Annotated in this window: 16 protein-coding genes; 8 read left to right on the forward strand and 8 right to left on the reverse strand. The window is 71.6% G+C overall.

All coding sequences use genetic code 11. From position 1 onward, the window contains the following. Window positions 1-38: 38 nt before the first annotated feature. Together ACZ466_RS47940 and ACZ466_RS47945 are read right to left on the reverse strand one after the other, a co-directional pair. Entirely contained in the window at window positions 39-1,334 is a 1,296-nt protein-coding gene (locus ACZ466_RS47940) for an acyl-CoA dehydrogenase family protein (RefSeq protein WP_378281298.1), read from the reverse strand. A 49-nt stretch (window positions 1,335-1,383) separates the two neighbouring features. After that, complete coding sequence (locus tag ACZ466_RS47945) at window positions 1,384-2,082, reverse strand: enoyl-CoA hydratase/isomerase family protein (RefSeq protein ID WP_378281299.1); 699 nt, start codon at window positions 2,080-2,082, stop codon at window positions 1,384-1,386. A 108-nt stretch (window positions 2,083-2,190) separates the two neighbouring features. On the opposite strand from ACZ466_RS47945, the gene ACZ466_RS47950 reads away from it, so the two are divergent. Next, on the forward strand, window positions 2,191-3,708 hold the full coding sequence (locus ACZ466_RS47950) for a class I adenylate-forming enzyme family protein (RefSeq protein ID WP_378281300.1): 1,518 nt from the start codon (window positions 2,191-2,193) through the stop codon (window positions 3,706-3,708). A gap of 17 nt (window positions 3,709-3,725) precedes the next feature. Here ACZ466_RS47950 and ACZ466_RS47955 read toward each other — a convergent pair whose 3' ends face one another. After that, window positions 3,726-4,544, reverse strand: coding sequence for an enoyl-CoA hydratase/isomerase family protein (locus ACZ466_RS47955; RefSeq protein ID WP_378281301.1), 819 nt, complete (start codon window positions 4,542-4,544; stop codon window positions 3,726-3,728). Window positions 4,545-4,607: 63 nt separating this feature from the next. Here ACZ466_RS47955 and ACZ466_RS47960 point away from each other — a divergent pair, with 63 nt between their 5' ends. Beyond that, window positions 4,608-5,858, forward strand: a complete 1,251-nt coding sequence (locus ACZ466_RS47960; RefSeq protein ID WP_378281302.1) for a CaiB/BaiF CoA transferase family protein — start codon at window positions 4,608-4,610, stop codon at window positions 5,856-5,858. A 115-nt stretch (window positions 5,859-5,973) separates the two neighbouring features. On the opposite strand, the gene ACZ466_RS47965 is transcribed toward ACZ466_RS47960, so the two are convergent. Continuing rightward, window positions 5,974-7,638 (reverse strand): FadD3 family acyl-CoA ligase, encoded by a 1,665-nt coding sequence (locus tag ACZ466_RS47965; protein WP_378281303.1) that lies wholly within the window; start codon window positions 7,636-7,638, stop codon window positions 5,974-5,976. Window positions 7,639-7,765: 127 nt separating this feature from the next. Between ACZ466_RS47965 and ACZ466_RS47970 the strand changes: the two genes are divergently transcribed. Both ACZ466_RS47970 and ACZ466_RS47975 read left to right on the forward strand, forming a co-directional pair. Continuing rightward, window positions 7,766-8,677, forward strand: a complete 912-nt coding sequence (locus tag ACZ466_RS47970) for an SDR family NAD(P)-dependent oxidoreductase (protein WP_378281304.1) — start codon at window positions 7,766-7,768, stop codon at window positions 8,675-8,677. A 40-nt stretch (window positions 8,678-8,717) separates the two neighbouring features. After that, complete coding sequence (locus ACZ466_RS47975) at window positions 8,718-10,454, forward strand: class I adenylate-forming enzyme family protein (protein ID WP_378281305.1); 1,737 nt, start codon at window positions 8,718-8,720, stop codon at window positions 10,452-10,454. A gap of 26 nt (window positions 10,455-10,480) precedes the next feature. Here ACZ466_RS47975 and ACZ466_RS47980 read toward each other — a convergent pair whose 3' ends face one another. Then, complete coding sequence (locus ACZ466_RS47980; protein ID WP_378281306.1) at window positions 10,481-10,933, reverse strand: MaoC family dehydratase; 453 nt, start codon at window positions 10,931-10,933, stop codon at window positions 10,481-10,483. A gap of 111 nt (window positions 10,934-11,044) precedes the next feature. Further along, the gene (locus tag ACZ466_RS47985; protein WP_378281307.1) at window positions 11,045-11,851 is read right to left on the reverse strand and encodes an enoyl-CoA hydratase-related protein; all 807 of its coding nucleotides are present in this window, start codon (window positions 11,849-11,851) and stop codon (window positions 11,045-11,047) included. A gap of 61 nt (window positions 11,852-11,912) precedes the next feature. Between ACZ466_RS47985 and ACZ466_RS47990 the strand changes: the two genes are divergently transcribed. After that, window positions 11,913-12,137, forward strand: a complete 225-nt coding sequence (locus tag ACZ466_RS47990; RefSeq protein ID WP_378281308.1) for an amidohydrolase family protein — start codon at window positions 11,913-11,915, stop codon at window positions 12,135-12,137. A gap of 110 nt (window positions 12,138-12,247) precedes the next feature. Continuing rightward, window positions 12,248-13,003 (forward strand): GntR family transcriptional regulator, encoded by a 756-nt coding sequence (locus ACZ466_RS47995; RefSeq protein ID WP_378281309.1) that lies wholly within the window; start codon window positions 12,248-12,250, stop codon window positions 13,001-13,003. Window positions 13,004-13,030: 27 nt separating this feature from the next. Here ACZ466_RS47995 and ACZ466_RS48000 read toward each other — a convergent pair whose 3' ends face one another. Beyond that, a complete protein-coding gene (locus tag ACZ466_RS48000; protein ID WP_378281310.1) occupies window positions 13,031-14,314 on the reverse strand; it encodes an amidohydrolase family protein in 1,284 nt (427 codons plus the stop codon). Between the two features lie 153 nt (window positions 14,315-14,467). Between ACZ466_RS48000 and ACZ466_RS48005 the strand changes: the two genes are divergently transcribed. Next, complete coding sequence (locus ACZ466_RS48005; RefSeq protein ID WP_378281311.1) at window positions 14,468-16,102, forward strand: AMP-binding protein; 1,635 nt, start codon at window positions 14,468-14,470, stop codon at window positions 16,100-16,102. 14 nt (window positions 16,103-16,116) lie between these two features. Continuing rightward, window positions 16,117-16,404: a Clp protease/crotonase-like domain-containing protein gene (locus ACZ466_RS48010; protein WP_378281312.1), complete on the forward strand. Its 288-nt coding sequence runs from the start codon at window positions 16,117-16,119 to the stop codon at window positions 16,402-16,404. Between the two features lie 23 nt (window positions 16,405-16,427). Here ACZ466_RS48010 and ACZ466_RS48015 read toward each other — a convergent pair whose 3' ends face one another. Next, window positions 16,428-17,642 carry a CaiB/BaiF CoA transferase family protein gene (locus ACZ466_RS48015; protein ID WP_378281313.1) on the reverse strand — a complete coding sequence of 405 codons (1,215 nt, stop codon included), beginning with the start codon at window positions 17,640-17,642 and terminating at the stop codon, window positions 16,428-16,430. Window positions 17,643-17,656 lie beyond the last annotated feature (14 nt).

A 17,656-nucleotide genomic window follows, 5' to 3' on the forward strand; every position in this document is an offset into this window, starting at 1 on the left:
TCCACCGCCGGCCGACCCGCCCAGGGGCCGGGTACGCCTCAGCCGCGGGGGACCTCGCGCCAGGGGCGGCCCTGCCACGGGTCGGGCTCCTTGGGCAGCCCGAGCACCCGCTCGGCGAGGATGTTCTTGTTGACCTCGCTGGTGCCGCCCTCGATGGTGTTGGCGCGGCTGCGCAGCATGCCCCGCACTTCGGCCGGCATGTGCTCGGTGTAGGCGGCCAGCGCGTCGGACGCGTCCGAGCCGCTCTCCCAGGCGGTGGCGCCCAGCCCGAGCATCCGCGCCGCCGCGGCCTGCATGCGCTGGTTGAGCTCCGAGCCGTGGACCTTGCCGACGGAGCTCTCCGGACCCGGCGGCAGCCCCGCCTTGAGCCCGGCCCGGACGCGCATGTTCGTCCAGCGGCGGATCTGCTCCTCGCACCACAGCCGGACGAGCTCGTGCCGGACGCCGCCGTCGTCCCAGCCGTGGGGGAGACCCCGCGCGGAGCGCTCGCGGGCGAGGCCGATGAGCCTGCGGCTGCCCGCCCCGCCGATCCGGTCGACGCCCCCGGAGCCGGAGCCGGAGACCATCTGCCGCTCCCCGCTGAGCGTGGCCCGCGCCACCCGCCAGCCGTCGTTCACCGCGCCGATCCGCTGGGAGTCGGGCACGACCGCGCCGTCGAGGAAGACCTCGTTGAAGTCGACCTCACCGCCGATGTGCGGCAGCGGGCGGACGTCCACGCCGGGCTGGCGCAGGTCGATGAGGAAGTAGGTGATCCCCTCGCGCTTGGGGACGTCCGGGTCGGTGCGGGCCAGCAGGACGCCGAAGTCGGCCATGTGGGCCCAGGTCGTCCACACCTTCTGCCCGGTGACGCGCCACCCGTCGCCGTCCCGCTCGGCCCGGGTGGCCAGGGAGGCCAGGTCGCTGCCCGCCCCCGGTTCGCTGAAGAGCTGGCACCAGACCTCTTCGTTGGAGACGATCTTCGGCAGGAACCGCAGCCGCTGCTCGTGCGTGCCGTGCGCGAACAGCGCCGCCGCCGTCAGGTTCAGCCCCAGCGGGTTCAGCCGCGGCAGGTGGTAGGGCGCCAGGATCCGCTCCGCCGTCTGCGCCAGCCGCCGCGACCAGTCCAGGCCCCCGTACTCCACCGGCCACTGCGGCACGACCAGCCCGCTGCGGGCGAGGGCCGGGTACCACGCCCGGTACTCCTGCGGCGTCCGCACGGTGCGCACCAGGCCGGGCCCGCCCCGCTCACCCGCCTCCCGCCAGGCCGCGGGCACTTCGCGGGCCACCCAGGCGGTGACGGCGTCGCGCACCTGCTCTTCGTCGCGGCACTCGGCCAGGGACGCAAGCTCGCTCATCTGCTGTTTCCTTTCGCCTCGCTCGGCGTGCGGCCGAGGTGGGGACGGGTCATCGCCGCGTTCCCCGCGCTTCGCCCAGCCCGGTCTCCAGGGCGCGCCAGAGGGCGCGCTTGGTGGCCGCGACGGCCTCGGGATCGTTCTGGGCGATCCGCTCGGCCAGGCGCTGGGCGGCGGGACGCAGGTCACCGGGCTCGACGACCTCGCTCACCCAGCCCAGACGCAGCGCTTCGGAGGCGGTGACGCGCTCGTGGGCGCCCATCAGGGCCATGCGCGCGACGGGGGAGAAGGCGGCGCGACGGGCCAGGCCGATGGTCTCGAACGCGCTGACCTGGCCCACCGAGACATGGGGGTCGAGGAAGGAGGCCGTGGCCGAGGCGATGACGACATCCGAGTCGACCACGAAGTGGAGGCCGCCTCCGGCGCAGACGCCGTTGACGGCGGTGACCACGGGCTTGGCGACGCCCAGATGCCAGGCCGTCAGCTGGAGGTCGGCCCGCTTCGTCCGGCGGGACATCTCGCGCAGCGCGTCCGGATCCCGGTTGAGCTGGACGACGTCCAGACCCGTCTGGAAGGCCTTGCCGGCCCCGGTGACAACGATCACGCGGACCGCGGGATCGGCGTCCAGTTCACGCCAGGCCCGGGGGAGCGCGGCCATCATGGCGGCGTCCATGGCGTTGCCCGTCCGGGGCCGGTTGAAGATCAGCCAGCCGACGGGCCCGTGCCGCTCGACCAGCAGGGTCTCGCTCATTCTCGACCGCCTCCGGGTAGTCTGTGGCCCCACCTCTGCATAGATTATATTTGATATCCATAGCGGCACACCCTGACCGCGCAGACCGCGCTCTGAAAGGCGGAGGACGTGACTGAAACGACGCGGGCTTTGCGGGACGGCGGCCTGGCGGCCTTCCTGCTGGACCACGAGGATCCCGCCGACACGCCGATCCTGCACCGCAAGGACGGCTCGCTCACGCGCGGCGCGCTCATCGCGGCGGTGAAGGTGCTGGCCGGGCGTCTCGGGCAGGTGGCCGGGCAGCCCGTCGCCTGCCTGGTGGACGACGGCGTGCGCGCGATCACCACGATGTTCGCGACCTGGCTGGCCGGGGGCGTCTACGTCCCGGTCAACGCCCGGCTCACCGACGCCGAGGTGCGCGCCCAGCTGCTGGCCACGGAACCGGCGGTGGTCGTGGCCGGCCCGGCCCAGGCCGGGCGGGTGCCGGAGGGGATCGGGCTGCTGGTGGAGGAGGCGCCCGGGCGGTGGGCCTCCCCGCGTCCGGCGAGACCGCCGACGGGACGCCGGTTCGGCGAGGACGAGGCGGTGATCATGCGGACCTCCGGCACCACCGGGGAGTCCAAGCCCATCGTGCTCAGCCACCGGGGCGTCGGTGACGGCATCGACACCGTCATCGCCAAACTCCGCGGCGGCAAGGCCAAGAACGGCGGCCGCCCGCCGATGCCCAACCTCATCCCCACCTCGCAGGCCCTCTGGGCGGGTGCCTGGAACACCCTCTTCTCCTTCCGCCTCGGCGCGCCCGTGGTGCTCATGGACCGGTTCGACCCCGTCGACTACGCCGAGCTGGTGGGGCGCTTCAGCCTCAGGTCGACGATCCTGGCGCCCGCGATGATGGCGATGCTCATCGAGGATCCCCGCGTGCGGGACCTCGGCGGGCTGCGGTTCGTCCGCTCGGTGACCGCGCCCCTGCCCCCCGACCAGGCCCGGCGTTTCCGGGAGCGGTTCGGCGTGGACGTGCTGAACTCCTACGGCCAGACGGAGCTGGGCGGCGAGGTCGTCGGCTGGACCGCCTCCGACACCCGCGAGTTCGGCGCGTCCAAACTGGGCGCGGTCGGCCGTGCCCATCCGAACGTCGAGATCCGCATCCTGGACGAGGAGCGCCGCGAGGTCCCGCCGGACGAGACCGGCGAGATCTGGATCAGGTCGCCCTTCGCGCACGAGGCCGACCTGGCGCCCGACCGGATCGTCGACGGCTTCCTGCGCACCGGTGACCTGGGCCGCCTGGACGCCGAGGGCTTCCTGTGGATCGAGGGCCGGGTCTCCGACATGATCAACCGCGGCGGGCTCAAGGTCGTCCCGCAGGAGGTGGAGGCCGTGCTGCGCCGCCATCCGGCGGTCGCCGACGCCTGCGTCGCGGGTGTGCCGGACGCCCGGCTGGGCGAGGTGCCCGTCGCCTGGGTGCGCCCGGCGGGAACGGAGCGTCCGGAGGAGACCGCGCTGCTGGCCTTCCTCCGCGAGGACCTCACGGGCTACAAGGTGCCCGTCGCGGTGCGCTTCGTGGACGACTTTCCCCGCACCGAGATCGGCAAGGTGCTGCGGCGCGAACTCGTCGCGAGCTTCGACGGGTTGCACCGGGCCGGGGCCTGACGCCCGCGCCGGAGGTGCTACAGCCCGCCGAAGTCCGGGGAACGGCGTTCCGCGAACGCCTTCATGCCCTCGCGGAAGTCGGGGCTGCGGGAGCTCAGCTCCATCGCGTAGGCCTCGTCGGCCAGGTGCCGGCGCAGGTCGTGGCCGGGGGCCGCGGCCAGCAGGCTCTTGGTCAGGCCGAGCGCCACGGTCGGTCCGGCCGCCAGGCGCGCGACGAGCTCCTCCGCCGTGCCGGCCACCTCGGCGGAGGGGACGGCGCGGTGCGCGATGCCCCATTCGGCGGCCTCGACGCCGTTGAACCTGCGGTCGAGCATGAGCAGTTCGCGTGCCCGCCCCGCCCCCACGACCCGGGGCAGCAGCCAGGTGCTGCCGGAGTCGGGCGTGAAGCCGCGGCGCAGGAACGGGTACCAGAAGACCGCGTCCTCGGCGGCGACCGTGAAGTCGGAGACCAGGGCGAGCTGGGCCCCGATCCCCACGGCCCAGCCGCGCACCGCGCACACCACCGGGAGCTGGAGTTCCAGCAGCAGCGGGATCAGCCGGTTGGCCTGGTTGGGCAGGCGCCTCTGGATGCTGCCGGTCCTGGGCTTGGGGGCGTCGTCGCCCCGCTTGTTCCGCCCGATGATGTCGAATCCGCTGCAGAAGTCGTCGCCCGCCCCGGTGAGCAGGACCGCGCGCAGCCGGTCGTCGGTGGAGGCCAGCTCCAGCGTCCCGATCAGGCCCTCCATGGAGGTGTCGTTGAGCGCGTTGCGCCTGCCGGGCACGTTCAGGACGAGCCGGAGCACGCCGGCGTCGTCGGTCTCGACGTCCAGGCCCGGCATCGACGCGTAACGGGTCATGTGGTCCTCCGAGAGCGACTTGTAGTTTTGATATAATAAACAATCTATCTCCAGGGAGGATCCGTGTCCCAGGCCCCCGCCGCAGGATCCCGGCTGCTGGCCGGCTTCCGGGTGGTCGAGTGCTCGATGCTCGGCCCCGGCGCCGTCTCCACCCCGCTCGCCGACCTCGGCGCCGACGTGATCAAGGTCGAGCCGCCGTCCGGCGACTACATCCGTTCGATGAGCTGGCCGATCGTCCAGGGTCGTTCGCTGCTGCACCTGCACATCAGCCGCGGCAAGCGCAGCATCGTGCTGGATCTGCGCGCCGAGGCGGGCCGGGAGGCCTTCCTGGAACTGGTCGCCCGTGCCGACGTCGTGGTCGAGGCGATGCGGCCGGGCGGTCTGGAGCGGCGTGGCCTGGGCTACACCCGGCTGCGCGAGGTCAACCCGAAGATCGTCATGTTCACCATCTCGGGGTACGGCATGACCGGCCCCTACCGGGACCTGCCGAGCCACGGCATCGCCTACGACGCCTGGGCCGGCACCGTCGCCCCCGTGCCCGGGCCCGACGGGCTGCCCTCGATCCCCGACCACACGTCCATCGGCATCACCGCCGGGCCGCTGTTCGGCACCGCCGCCATCCTGGCCGCGGTGCTGCGCGCCCGCGACAGCGGAGAGGGCTGCCACCTGGAAATCGCCCAGTCCGACGCCGCCGCGGCCTTCGACTGGCTGCGCAGCGAAGGCCACCGCGCCTACGCCCGACCCGAGGACGAGGTGACCGGCAACCCCGCCGACGGCTACGAGCGCCGCCCGCCCGGCACCGCCGGCATGGAGGAGGGCGTCCGCTACCAGTTCTACGCCTCCAAGGACGGCCATGTGCTCTTCATGGCCTCCGAGCGCAAGTTCTGGCGGAACTTCTGCGAGGCGCTGGGCCGCAATGACCTGTTCGAGGCTGACCCCGGCGCGAAGCTCGCCGACCACGCCCGGGGGAACCTTCCGCTGCGCCACGAACTGGCGGCCGTCTTCGCCACCCGCACCACCGCCGAGTGGATCGAGTTCGGCCTGGAGCACGACGTGCCCGTCGGCCCGGTGAACACCCCCGCGACCATTGTCGACGACCCCCAGTTCGCCGACCGCATGCCCTGGCAGGGAGCCGACCGTCTGGTCGCCGACCAGCTTCCCTTCCCCGTGCGCGTCGTCGGTGAGGCCCCGCCCGCAGCCGTCCGTCCCGCCCCGGATCCCGGCCAGCACAGCGAGGAGATCCTCCGCGAGGTCCTCGGCTACGACGAGGACCGGCTGGCCGAGCTCCGCGACTCCGGCGCCTTCGGAACCTGACCGCGAGCCGGTGGCGGCGCGCACCGGAAGGCGAGAGCGGACGGCGCTCCGGCGGGGTCGGAGCGCCGTCCGCGTTTCCGGGCCGGGCCCTGGCGCGCGTCCGCGTCCGCCTCCGTCAGGCGCCGCCGTCGCGTGCCAGCCGGGCGCGCAGGTCGTTCTTCACGATCTTGCCCGAGGCGTTGAGCGGCAGTTCGGCCACCACGTGCACCTGGCGGGGCACCTTGTAGTTCGCCATGTTCTGCCGGGCCCAGGAGATCAGCTCGTCCGGGTCCAGGGCCGCGTCCCGGCGCGGGACGACGAACGCCGCCCCCACCTCGCCCATGCGCTCGTCGGGGATCCCGATCACGGCGCACTGGGCGACCGCGGGATGGACGGACAGCAGCCGTTCGATCTCGGCGGGATAGGCGTTGAAGCCGCCCACGATGAACATGTCCTTGATCCGGCCGGTGATGCGGAGCCTGCCGTCGGCGTCGAGCGTGCCGAGGTCCCCGGTGTGCAGCCAGCCGTCGGCGTCGACGGTCGCGGCGGTCTCGGCCTCCTCGTCCAGGTAGCCCTTCATCACCGTGTAGCCGCGCACCAGGATCTCGCCCTCGGCGCCGATCGGCACCGGTTCGCCCTCGGCGTCGACGGTGACGACCTCGAGGCCGGGCAGCGGGCGGCCGGCGGTGGACGTGACGATCTCCAGCGGGTCGTCGTAGCGGCACATCGACACGATCGCGCAGGACTCGGTGAGCCCGTAGCCGGCCACGATGTGGGAGAAGCCCAGCTCCTCCTTGATGCGGTGGACGACGGCCGGCGGGACGTCCGTCGCGCCCGTCACGGCCAGCCGGAGGCCGGAGACGCCCTCCGCGGTGAAGTCGGGGTGCTCCAGCATGGTCTGGTACAGCGTGGGTGTGCCGGGCAGGACGGTCACCTTCTCCTCCCGCACCACCTTGAGCACCTGCGGGACGTCCAGGGTGCGGGCGGGCAGGCTCGTCGCGCCCACGATGAGCGAGGCCAGCCAGCCGGCCTTGTACCCGAACCCGTGGAAGAACGGGTTCACGATGAGATAGCGGTCGCCCTCGCGCAGCCCCACGACCGCCGCCCACACCGCGTACGCGCGCAGAGTCTGGGCGTGGGTGCACATCGCGCCCTTGGGATTGCCGGTCGTGCCGGAGGTGAACAGCATGTCCGACAGGTCGTCGGGGCCGATTTCGGCGGCCCGGGCCCGGACCTGCTCCTCGGTGACGGTACGGCCCGACTCCAGGAAGTCGTCCCAGGAGGTGTGCCGTCCGGGGCCGCCGTCGCTGAGGACCACGACCTGCTCCAGGTCGGGAAGCCCGGCGTAGGGTCGGCCGCCCTCCGGGCCGCCGGCGGCGTCCTCCAGCGAGGCCGGATAGTCGCGGCCGAGGAACTCGCCGATCACGCACAGGATCCTGGCCTTGCTCTTGTCCAGGATGAAGGCGGCCTCCTGGGCCTGGAAGCGGGTGTTGAGCGGGATGAGGACGCCTCCGGCGCGTTGCAGCCCGAGTGCGGCGATGATCCACTGCGCGGTGTTGGGGGACCAGACGGCCACCCGGTCGCCCCGGTTCAGACCCGAGGCGAGGAAGGACCGGGCGGCGGCCGTCACCGCGGCGTCGAGGGCCGCGTAGCCGATCCGGACGTCGCCGTCGACGATCGCCTCGGCGTCGCCGAGCCGGTGCGCGGCGTCGGCGAGCAGCGCGCTGGTCGTGCCCCAGCGCAGGTCGCCGCGGGGATCGACGAAGCCGTCCGATCCGGCGGCCGTGGGGGTGGTGGTCACCTGTTCCTCCGGAGACGTGGACGCGGGGATGACCTGATCAGTATCTTGAATAACATATATATTCTGCCATAGGCGTGACCCGCTGCAAGGCCGCCGACGTGTTCAGCCGCCCAGGGAGGACGAGACCGTGGCCCGACTGCTCGAGAACAAGATCGCCATCGTGACGGGAGCCGCGCACGGCATCGGCCGGGGACACGCGCTGGAGCTGGCCAAGCACGGCGCCAAGGTGGTCGTGGCCGACCTGGGCACCAGCGTGCAGGGGGAGGGCAGGGGCGAGGACGCCGCGGAGGTCGTCCAGCTGATCGCCAAGCGCGGCGGCACCGCCATCGCCGACTTCGCCGACGTCGCGGACGAGGGGCAGGCGACCGCGCTGGTGGACCGCACCGTCGAGGAGTTCGGCCGGCTGGACATCCTGGTCAACAACGCGGGCATCGCCCGTGACAGGGCCATCTGGAACATGACCCCGGACGACTTCGACGCCGTCATGCGGGTCCACGTGCGCGGCACCTGGCTGATGACCCACCTGGCGGCCAAGCGGTGGCGCGCTCGGTACCAGGCCGGCGAGCGCTTCACCGGACGGGTGATCAACACGACCTCCGGCGCGGGCCTGGCCGGCAACTTCGGCCAGTCCAACTACGCCACGGCCAAGGCCGCGATCGTCGGGCTGACCCTCACCACCAGCCTGGAGCTGGCCCGGTTCGGCGTCACCGTCAACGCCGTCGGCCCCGGTGGCATGACCCGGCTGACCGCGACCATGGCCAAGGACCTCAAGGCGTTCGAGCCCGACGACCTCGGCGAGGACGAGTACCACCCGATGGACCCCGCCGGCAGCTCCCCGCTGGTGGCGTGGCTGGCCGGCGACGAGGCCCAGCACGTCAGCGGCCAGGTCCTGCGCGCCATCCACGACAAGATCCACCTCATGGAGGGCTGGCGGGAGGCCGCCACGATCGGGAACGGGGAGAAGAGGTGGGACGCCACCGCGCTCGGTGCGCGCATCGCCACCGACATCTTCCGCACCCGGGCGCCCGGTCTGCGCTGACCGGAGACCGATCACGGCGAACCCGTCGAAGGAGAACGACGTGACCGACACCCTCCCCGACCGGTCCAACCCCGTCACCCTGCGGTGGACGGCCGACCGGGCGCTGAGCCAGGACGTGCGGAACACGCTGTGCGGTCCGGGCGGGCCGTTCGAGCGGACCGTGGAGGAGGTCCTGGGCTTTCCCGCCGAGGTCTTCGTCCAGCGGCTCCCGCATCTGCCCGCGGTGCTCATCCGGGCCGCCGACCGCCATCCCGACGCCGGATACTGCGTCTTCGACGGGCCCGAGCCGGAGACCCTGACCTACGCCGAGGCCCTCTCCTGGGCGGCCGCCTACGCCGAGGTCCTGCGGACCGACCACGGCGTCGGCAAGGGGGACCGGGTCGCGATCGCCTCGCCCAACGGCAAGGAGTACCTGCTGGCGATCTGGGCGACCCTCTCGCTCGGCGGCATCGTGGCCGGCCTCAACGGCTGGTGGACGCCCGCGGAGCTGGAGCACGGCATCGAGCTGACCGAGCCCTCGCTGGTCCTGGGCTCCGCCCGCCCGCTCGAGCGGCTCGCGCAGACCAAGGCCGCCGAGGAAGGCCGCCTCGTCCCGGTGGCGCTGCAGGACCTGCACCGGGCCGCGGCCGCCGTCCACGATCCGGCCGGGAGACTGCCCGAGACCGACATCCACGAGGACGACCCCGCCGCGATCCTGTTCACCAGCGGGACCACCAGCCGGCCCAAGGGCGCGACACTGTCGCACCGCAACTTCGTGCATTTCGGCATGTTCGGTGCCCTTGGCGGGACGGTCGCCCTCCTCGGCGGCGGCGGCAGGTACCGGCAGATCCCCGGGGGAGTGCAGCGGACGAGCGTCTGCTCCAATCCGTTCTTCCACGTCTCCGGCGTGGGCCCCACCCTGGTGGGGACGCCGATGTCCGGCTCCAGGCTGGTCTTCCCCGCGCCGGGCCGCTGGGACGCCGGGCGGGTGCTGGAGCTGACCGGCCGGTACAAGCTCACCCAGTGGCACGGCGTGCCGACCCACTTCTGGCGGATGCTCACCCACCCGGACTTCGACGAGCACGGCACCGACCAGGTGTGCGTCATCGGCAGCGGCGGCTCGGCCTTCGCCCCCGAGCTGCTGCGCCTGTTCGAGGAGAAGATGCCCGGCGTCCAGATCACCAACGGCTACGGCATGACGGAGACGACCGGCGGCGGGACGTTCCTCAACGGGGCCGGGATGGACGGGCACCCGGCGTCGGTCGGGGCGGCGGCCCCCACCATGGAGGTCCAGGTCCGGGGCCCGGACGGCGAGCCGCTGGGCGAGGACCAGGTCGGCGAGGTGTGCATCAAGGGCGCCGGCGTCTTCCTCGGCTACTGGAGCGACCCCGAGGCCACCGCCGCGGCCTTCGCCGACGGCCGCTGGTACCGCACCGGCGACTACGGCCGCATCGTGGACGGCGTGCTCTACCTGGAGAGCCGGATGCGCGACCTCATCATCCGGGGCGGCGAGAACATCTACCCGATCGAGATCGAGTACCGCCTCGTCGAACACCCCGGCGTCGCCGACGCCGCCGTCATCGGAGTGCCCGACCGGATCCTCGGCCAGCAGGTCAAGGCCTTCGTGGTCCCCGAACCCGGCGCCGCGCCCACAGAGGAGGAGCTCCGGGAGTGGGCGGGGGAGAGCCTGGCCGCCTTCAAGGTCCCCGCCCTCATCGAGTTCCGCGACGCCCTGCCCTACAACGCGACCGGCAAGGTCATCAAGCGCCGGCTCGAAGAGGAGCCGGGGATCTCCTGAGCCCGTGCCCCTCGGCCCTTCGGAGTTCAGACGACATAACGCAACAGCATCGAGGCCACGCACGCGGGCTTGGGGGAGCCCTCGACCTCCCAGGTGAAGCGGAGCCTGACGAGCAGTCCGCCCTTGACGTCCTCCACGCCCTCGATCTCCGCGCCGACCCGGACCTTGGAGCCGACGGGCACGGGCGAGGGGAACCGGATCTTGTCGTAGCCGTAGTTGACCCCCATCCTCATGCCCTCGATCCTGTAGATCTCCCGGACCAGCCTCGGCCCGAGGGACAGGGTCAGCAGGCCGTGGGCGATGGTGCCGCCATAGGGCCCCTGGGCGGCCCGCTGGGTGTCCACGTGGATCCACTGGTCATCACCGGTCAGCCCGGCGAAGGTGTCGATGTCCTGCTGCGTGACCGTCCGGTAACCGCTGTGGCCGAGGTGCTGCCCGACGGCACCCCGGATCTCGTCCACACCGCTGAGCACCCGCATGGAGACTCCTCTCGTTCTTCTATTATCTATTATATAAAAAATCTTTCACGAGGCGTTCGCCGGGACCGGCTGCGGCCTACCCGATCGCCGCGACCGGCGCCCGCATGGTCGTCACGGTGATCGGGGCGGTGTGTGAGAGGTTCCGCTGCCATCGCGGCGCTCGGCGAGCTTGCGCTGGATGGAACGGACGCTTTCGGCGAACTCGGGACGTCCCACCGACCACTCCTGGGCGGCCAGCTCCAGTTCGGCCGCCTCCTTCGGGCTGGAGAGGGCGCGTCCCGCGAGCAGCGTCTGCTTGGCTCGGCGTACCAGCGGCGCGGAGCGTTCAGCGGCGCGTCCGGCCAGGCGCAGCGCGGTCGACTCCAGCCGATCCTCCGGCACGCACCGCCATGCCAGTCCCATGTCAGCGGCCTCCTCGCCGGTGAGCACGTCCCCGCACAGGACGAGGGCGGCGGCGCCCTGAGCACCCACCCGCTCGGCCAGCCGCCACAGGTGCCCGCCGCCGGGGTGGATGCCCGCGTCCAGGAAACGAGGATCGAACCGCGCGGCCGGTGAGGCGAGGATGACGTCGCAGGCCAGGGGAAGATTGACGCCCGCGCCGATGGCGGGCCCGCCGACCGCGGCGATGGTGGGCACCGCCGCCGCCGCGAGGCGTTCCATGCCCGCGTACATCTCCGCCAGCGGTACCGTGCGGTTCAGTAGTCCCTCGAGGGAGCCGCCGGCGCAGAAGACGGGCGGCTCGGCGGTGAGCACCAGGGCGCGCGCGCCGTCGTCCAGCGCGGCGTCCACCGCCCATGCGAGGTCGTCGCTCATCTGCTTGGACAGGGTGTTGCGGTGTTCTGGATCGGCCAGCGACAGCACGCCCACCCCGCCCTCGGCCGTGACGCGCACGAGCCGGTTCTCCGGAATTCCGCTCATCGTCCCCGTCCCTCTTTGCTCGATATCAAGTTTTTATTTTATACATGATAAAATCGGGGTGATGACTCGGATCAAGCGGTACATCGCCGCCGTCAGCGTGCCCGCCGACGAGGTCACCAACGAGGGCATCACCTTCGAGATCGACTACCCGCACCAGGACGGCACCTGGCCCCGCTCGCGCGAGGAGGCCGCCCTGCGGTACGGGCACCTGGACCAGGCCACCATCAACAGGATCGCGCGGGGCAACGCCATCCGCCTGCTCGGCCTCGACCTCCCCGAGGAGTGAGACGTCACAGGGGGGCGGGGTGAGGGAGATCAGCTCGGCCTCGTCATCCTGATATCTTATTCTCAATACGGATGACAGAGGGTCACCCGCCGAGTCGAGGACGTGAGCGGATGGCACGCCGCCAGGGGGCCGCAGCGGCCGACATCTTGGCCGCGCCCCAGGAGAGCGCCGCGCTGCCGGGAGAGAGCCTGGCCCGGAAGAGCAGCGGTGAGCAGGTGCGCCTCTACGTGCGCCGGCTGATCTTCGACGGGGTGCTCAAGCAGGGCCAGCGGGTGCCGCAGGACGCCATCGCCCAGACCCTCGGTGTCTCACGCATCCCGGTGCGGGAGGCGCTGATCGCGCTGGAGCGCGAGGGCTGGACGACCATGATCCCGCACCGCGGCGCCTTCGTGAACGCCCTCGACGAGCTGGCCGTCCGCGACCACTACGAGCTGTACGGCCTGTTCTACGGGTTCGGCGTGCGCCGCGCGGTCGAGCGCAAGGGCACCGGGCTCGCCGCGCCGCTGCGGGTGATTCAGGAGCGGATCGCCGGCACGGAGGATCCGGAGGTCCTGCACCGGCTCGCCCTGGACTTCCACCGGACGGTGATCGACGCGGCCCAGTCGCCGCGGCTGCGCACCATGCTGCGCCAGATGACCGACATCGTGCCCGGCAACTTCTTCGAGCTGGTGCCCGACGCGGACGAGATCGAGCGCGAGGGGACGGCGGCCATCGTCGCCGCCATCGAGGGCGGCCACGCCGACCTCGCCGAGCGCGAGTACGCCGCCATGCTGCGCAAGCACGGCGACGTCGTCGTCGAGCTCTTCCGGGGCCGTGGCATGTTCGAGGACGAGGAGCCGGGCGACGAGGCGTCCTCCACCGGGTGACCCGGAGGCACCCGGTGGGTGCGGACGTCAGGCGGTGGCCTGATCGACGAGCCTGCCCATCTCGATCCCGACCGACTTCTCGAAGCGGCCCTTGTCGTAGGAGCGGATGCTGACGTCGTGGCCCGCGGCCTCGGCGCGCAGCGCTCCGACGGTGGCGTTCTCCCTGGTGCGGCCGTTCACGAAGGGGTCGAAGGAGTACCAGCGCATCGCGTTCTCAAAGGTGATCTTGTTGAGTTCGTCGTCGGGCACGCCGGCGGCGACCTCGGCCAGTTCCTCGGGGGCGTTCGGCCAGGAGGAGTCGGAGTGCGGGTAGTCGCACTCCCAGGCGATGTTGTCGATGCCGATCCGGTGGCGCAGCTCGACGCCGACGGGGTCGGAGATGAAGCAGGTCAGGAAGTGCTCGCGGAACACCTCGCTGGGCAGCCTCCCGCCGAAGTCCTGGCCGGTCCACAGGTGGTGCATGTCGTAGGTGCGGTCGACGCGGTCGAGGAAGTAGGGGATCCAGCCGGTGCCGCCTTCGGAGAGGGCGAACCTGATGCCGGGGAACTTCTTGATGACGCGCGACCAGAGCAGGTCGGCGGCGGCCTGGCAGATGTTCATCGGCTGCAGCGTGATCATGACGTCGACCGGGGCGTCCGGGGCGGTCACCGACAGCTGGCCGGAGGAGCCGAGGTGGATGGAGACGACGACGTTCTCGTCGCACACCGCGCGCCACAGCGGGTCCCAGTACTCGTTGTGGAAGCTGGGGTAGCCCAGCGTGGCCGGGTTCTCGGTGAAGGTGATCGAGTGGCAGCCCTTGGCGGCGACCCGGCGGACCTCCTCGGCGCACAGTTCGGCGTCCCACAGCACCGGTAGCGCCATCGGGACGATCCGGCCCGGGTGGGTGCCGGCCCACTCGTCGACGTGCCAGTCGTTGTAGGCGCGCAGCACCGCCAGGGCCAGGTCCTTGTCCTCGGCGGCGGAGAAGACCCGCCCGCTGAAGCCGGGGAAGGACGGGAAGTTCATCGACGCCAGGATCCCGCCGGCGTTCATGTCCTTGACGCGCTCGTCGATGTCGTGGGTGCCGGGGCGGATCTCGTCGAAGGCGGTCGGCTCGATGCCGTACTCCTCCTTGGGACGCCCGGCGACCGCGTTCAGCCCGATGTTGGGGATCGTCTGGCCGTTGAACGTCCACACGTCCGAGCCGTCCTTGGTGGTGCGGACCCGCGGGGCCCGGTCCCGGTACCGCTCGGGGATGTGGGCGTCGAACATGGTCGGCGGTTCCACGACGTGGTCGTCGACGCTGATCATGATCATGTCTTCGGCGTTCACTGTGCTCCTCCGAACGCGGTGGGGGATCGCGGTGCGGCTTGAACTTTCGTCTCGAAAAAGTGAACCGCTGTTCAGTTCTGGGGTGGGAGCCCCGTGCGGTGTGCCCGTAGATTGAATACTATATCCACACATTCACCATCTGAAGGAGAGCGGATGTCCGACTGGGCGAACATCGAGCAGAGCACTCTGCTCGACCTGCTGGACCGCCGCCTGGAACGCGACCCGGACGGACCGTTCCTGGACTGCTGCGGCACCCCCTACACGGCGGCCGAGACGGACCTGGAGGCCAACCGGGTCGCCAACGCGCTGGCCGAACTGGGGGTCGGGCACGGCTCCACGGTCGCCACCATGCTGGAGAACGGCCCCGCCGCCGTCGTGTCCTGGTTCGCCATCCACAAGCTCGGCGCGATCGCCGTCCCGGTGAACACCGCGCTCAAGGGCCCGATGCTGCGTCACGTGCTCTCCGACGCGACGGCCTCCGTCGTCATCGTCCAGGACGATCTCGCCGAGCGCCCGATGGAACTGCTCGACACGATCGACTCCGTCCGGCACCTGGTCGTCGTCGGCGAACATGACGGGAGCCCCGGGGCCGGCTCACGCTGGGCGGTGCACGACTGGGCGGAGCTGCTCAAGGCCGACGGCTCCCGGCCCGGAGTCCTGGTGCGTCCCGCGGACCTGGGCACCATCGTCTACACCGGCGGCACCACGGGCCCGTCCAAGGGCTGCGCGCTCAGCCACAACTACCACCTGTCCATCGCCCGGCAGATCATCTCCTCGTGGGGGCGCACGCCCGAGGACGTCGTGTGGTCCCCGCTCCCGCTGTTCCACTTCAACGCCATCTCGTGCATGCTCACCGGCACGCTGATCAACGGCGGCCGGGCCGCGCTGTCGCGCCGGTTCTCGGTCTCCGGCTTCTGGCCCGAGATCAACCGCACCGGTGCCACCATCGCCTCGCTCCTGGGCTCCCTGGCCGTCCTCGTCGCCAAGGCCGACGACCACCCCCAGGCCAGGAACTCCGGCACGCCCGGGGCCAACACCACGCTGCGCCTGCTGACCGGGGCGCCGATGCCCCCGGAGATCGACGAGATCTACCGCGAGCGCTTCGGCCTCACCACCTTCAGCAACGCCTACGGAACCACCGAGGCGTCGCTGATCTCCTGGCTGCCGCCGGGCAGGGAGAAGCGGCCCGGCTCGGCCGGCATCGTCAACGCGGAGGCGTTCATCGTCAAGGTCTTCGACGACGACGACCGCGAGGTGCCCGCGGGCGAGCACGGCGAGATCGTCTGCCGCCCCCGCATGCCGCACGTGATGTTCGAGGGCTACTGGAAGCGCCCGGAGGCCACGGTCTCGGCCTGGCGCAACCTGTGGTTCCACACCGGCGACATCGGCCGCCTGGACGAGGACGGCTACCTGTTCTTCGTCGACCGCAAGGCCGACTACATGCGCCGCCGCGGCGAGAACATCTCCAGCTGGGAGCTGGAGAAGGTCTTCCACGAGCACCCCGGCGTCAGGGACGTGTGCGTGCACGCGGTGGCCAGTGAGGTGAGCGAGGACGACGTCAAGGTGACCGTCGTACTCAAGGGAGGGGCCGCCCTCACCGAGGAGGCCCTGTGCCGCTGGTCGATCGAGCAGCTTCCGTACTACGCGGTCCCACGCTACTTCGAGTTCCGCGACGAGCTTCCGATGAGCCAGACCGGACGGGCGACCAAGAACCTGCTCAGGGACGAGGGCGTCACGCCCGCCACCTGGGACCGGGAGGCCGCCGGCGTGACCTTCGAGCGCCGCTGATGGGCGCCGGGCCGATGGGTCTGGAGAGCGACGACCTCGGCACCCCGGCATCCGCCCTGGACTTCCCCGACGACCGGGTGCGCGCCGTGGCCGAGGAGGTGGCGATCCAGATCTGCCGCACCGCGCCGCAGGCCCGGCTGCAGGTCAAGCGGATCGTCAACGACAACTACGACCGCGTGGACCGCACGACGTTCGACGTGCTCCCGTACAACGAGGAGATGGCGGAGGGAAGACGGGCGTTCGCCGAGCGGCGCGATCCGTCGTGGATGCCGGAGGAGTTCCGCACCGGAGGCAGGCTCTGACGGTCGTGCTGCGGGCGGGCCACTCAGAAGATGACCTTGCCGGTGCGGAGTTCGGACAGGGCGGCGCCGGTGAGGCCCAGTTCCGCCGCCAGGACGGCGTCGGTGTGCTCGCCCAGCCAGGGCGGGCGGGTCTCCGCGGCGGGGGGAGCCTCGCTCATCCGGACGGGGCTGCCCGGAACGAGGACGGGCTGCTCCACACCGTCGGTCCGGGGAAGTTCCACCAGCATGTTCCTGGCCTGGACGTGGGGGTCGGCGACGACCTCGGCGTCGCTGAGGCAGGGGCCGGCGGCGATGCCCGCGCGGCCCAGCAGGTCGCAGGCCTCCAGCTTGGTGAGGTCCGCCGCCCAGCCCTCGATGGCGGGGCGCAGCAGCGTCTCGAGTTCGTCGACCCAGCCCTGCCGGGTGGCCAGGCGGGGGTCGTCCTTCCACTCGGGGCGGCCGACGAGGTCGGCCAGTCTGGTGAAGTGCTGCTCGCGGGCGACCTGGAGCACGAACCAGCCGTCCTGCGCGCGGAAGCCGTGCATGATCAGCGGGCCGGTCTGGCCGCCGCGCAGTCCCATCGACCAGAAGTTGGTCACGATGTCGGTCATGGCGATGACCGAGTCGAGCATGGCGATGTCGACGTACTGGCCGCGCCCGGTGGCGTCGCGGTGGCGCAGCGCGGCGAGGATGCCGATGGTGGCGAACAGCGCGGCGCCGATGTCGCCGAGCGCTCCCACGGGTGCCACGGTGGGGGGCCGGTCGCCGGTGCGCTTCAGCTCGTAGATGCCGGACATGGCCTCGACGATGGGGGCGAAGGCGGGCCAGCCCCCGTAGGGCGTGGGGACGGAGTTGCCGAAGCCGGAGACCGAGACGTAGATCCCGGCCGGGTGCACGGCGGCGATGTCGGGGTGGCCGAGGCCGAGCCGGGCCATCGCGCCGGCCTTGGAGTTCTCGGCGACGACGTCGAACCTCGGGGCGAGTTCGAGGACGAGCTCCCTGCCGCGGGGATTCTTCAGATCGACGCAGACGCTGCGTTTGCCGAGGTTGTTGCGCAGGAAGGTGGCGCCGACGCGCCGGCCGTCCGGATCGGTCATCGCGGGCAGCGAGCCGCGGCCCGAGTCCCCGGACGGCGGCTCGATCTTGACGACGTCGGCGCCCAGCCGGGCCAGCAGCTGGGTCGCGTAGGGGAGTGCCTGCATCTGTTCCAGCGCCAGGACGCGGATGCCGTCGAGGGGCCGGGGTCCACCCTGAGTCATGGAAGGAGTCTAAT

The sequence above is a fragment of the Actinomadura rugatobispora genome (assembly GCF_055379765.1).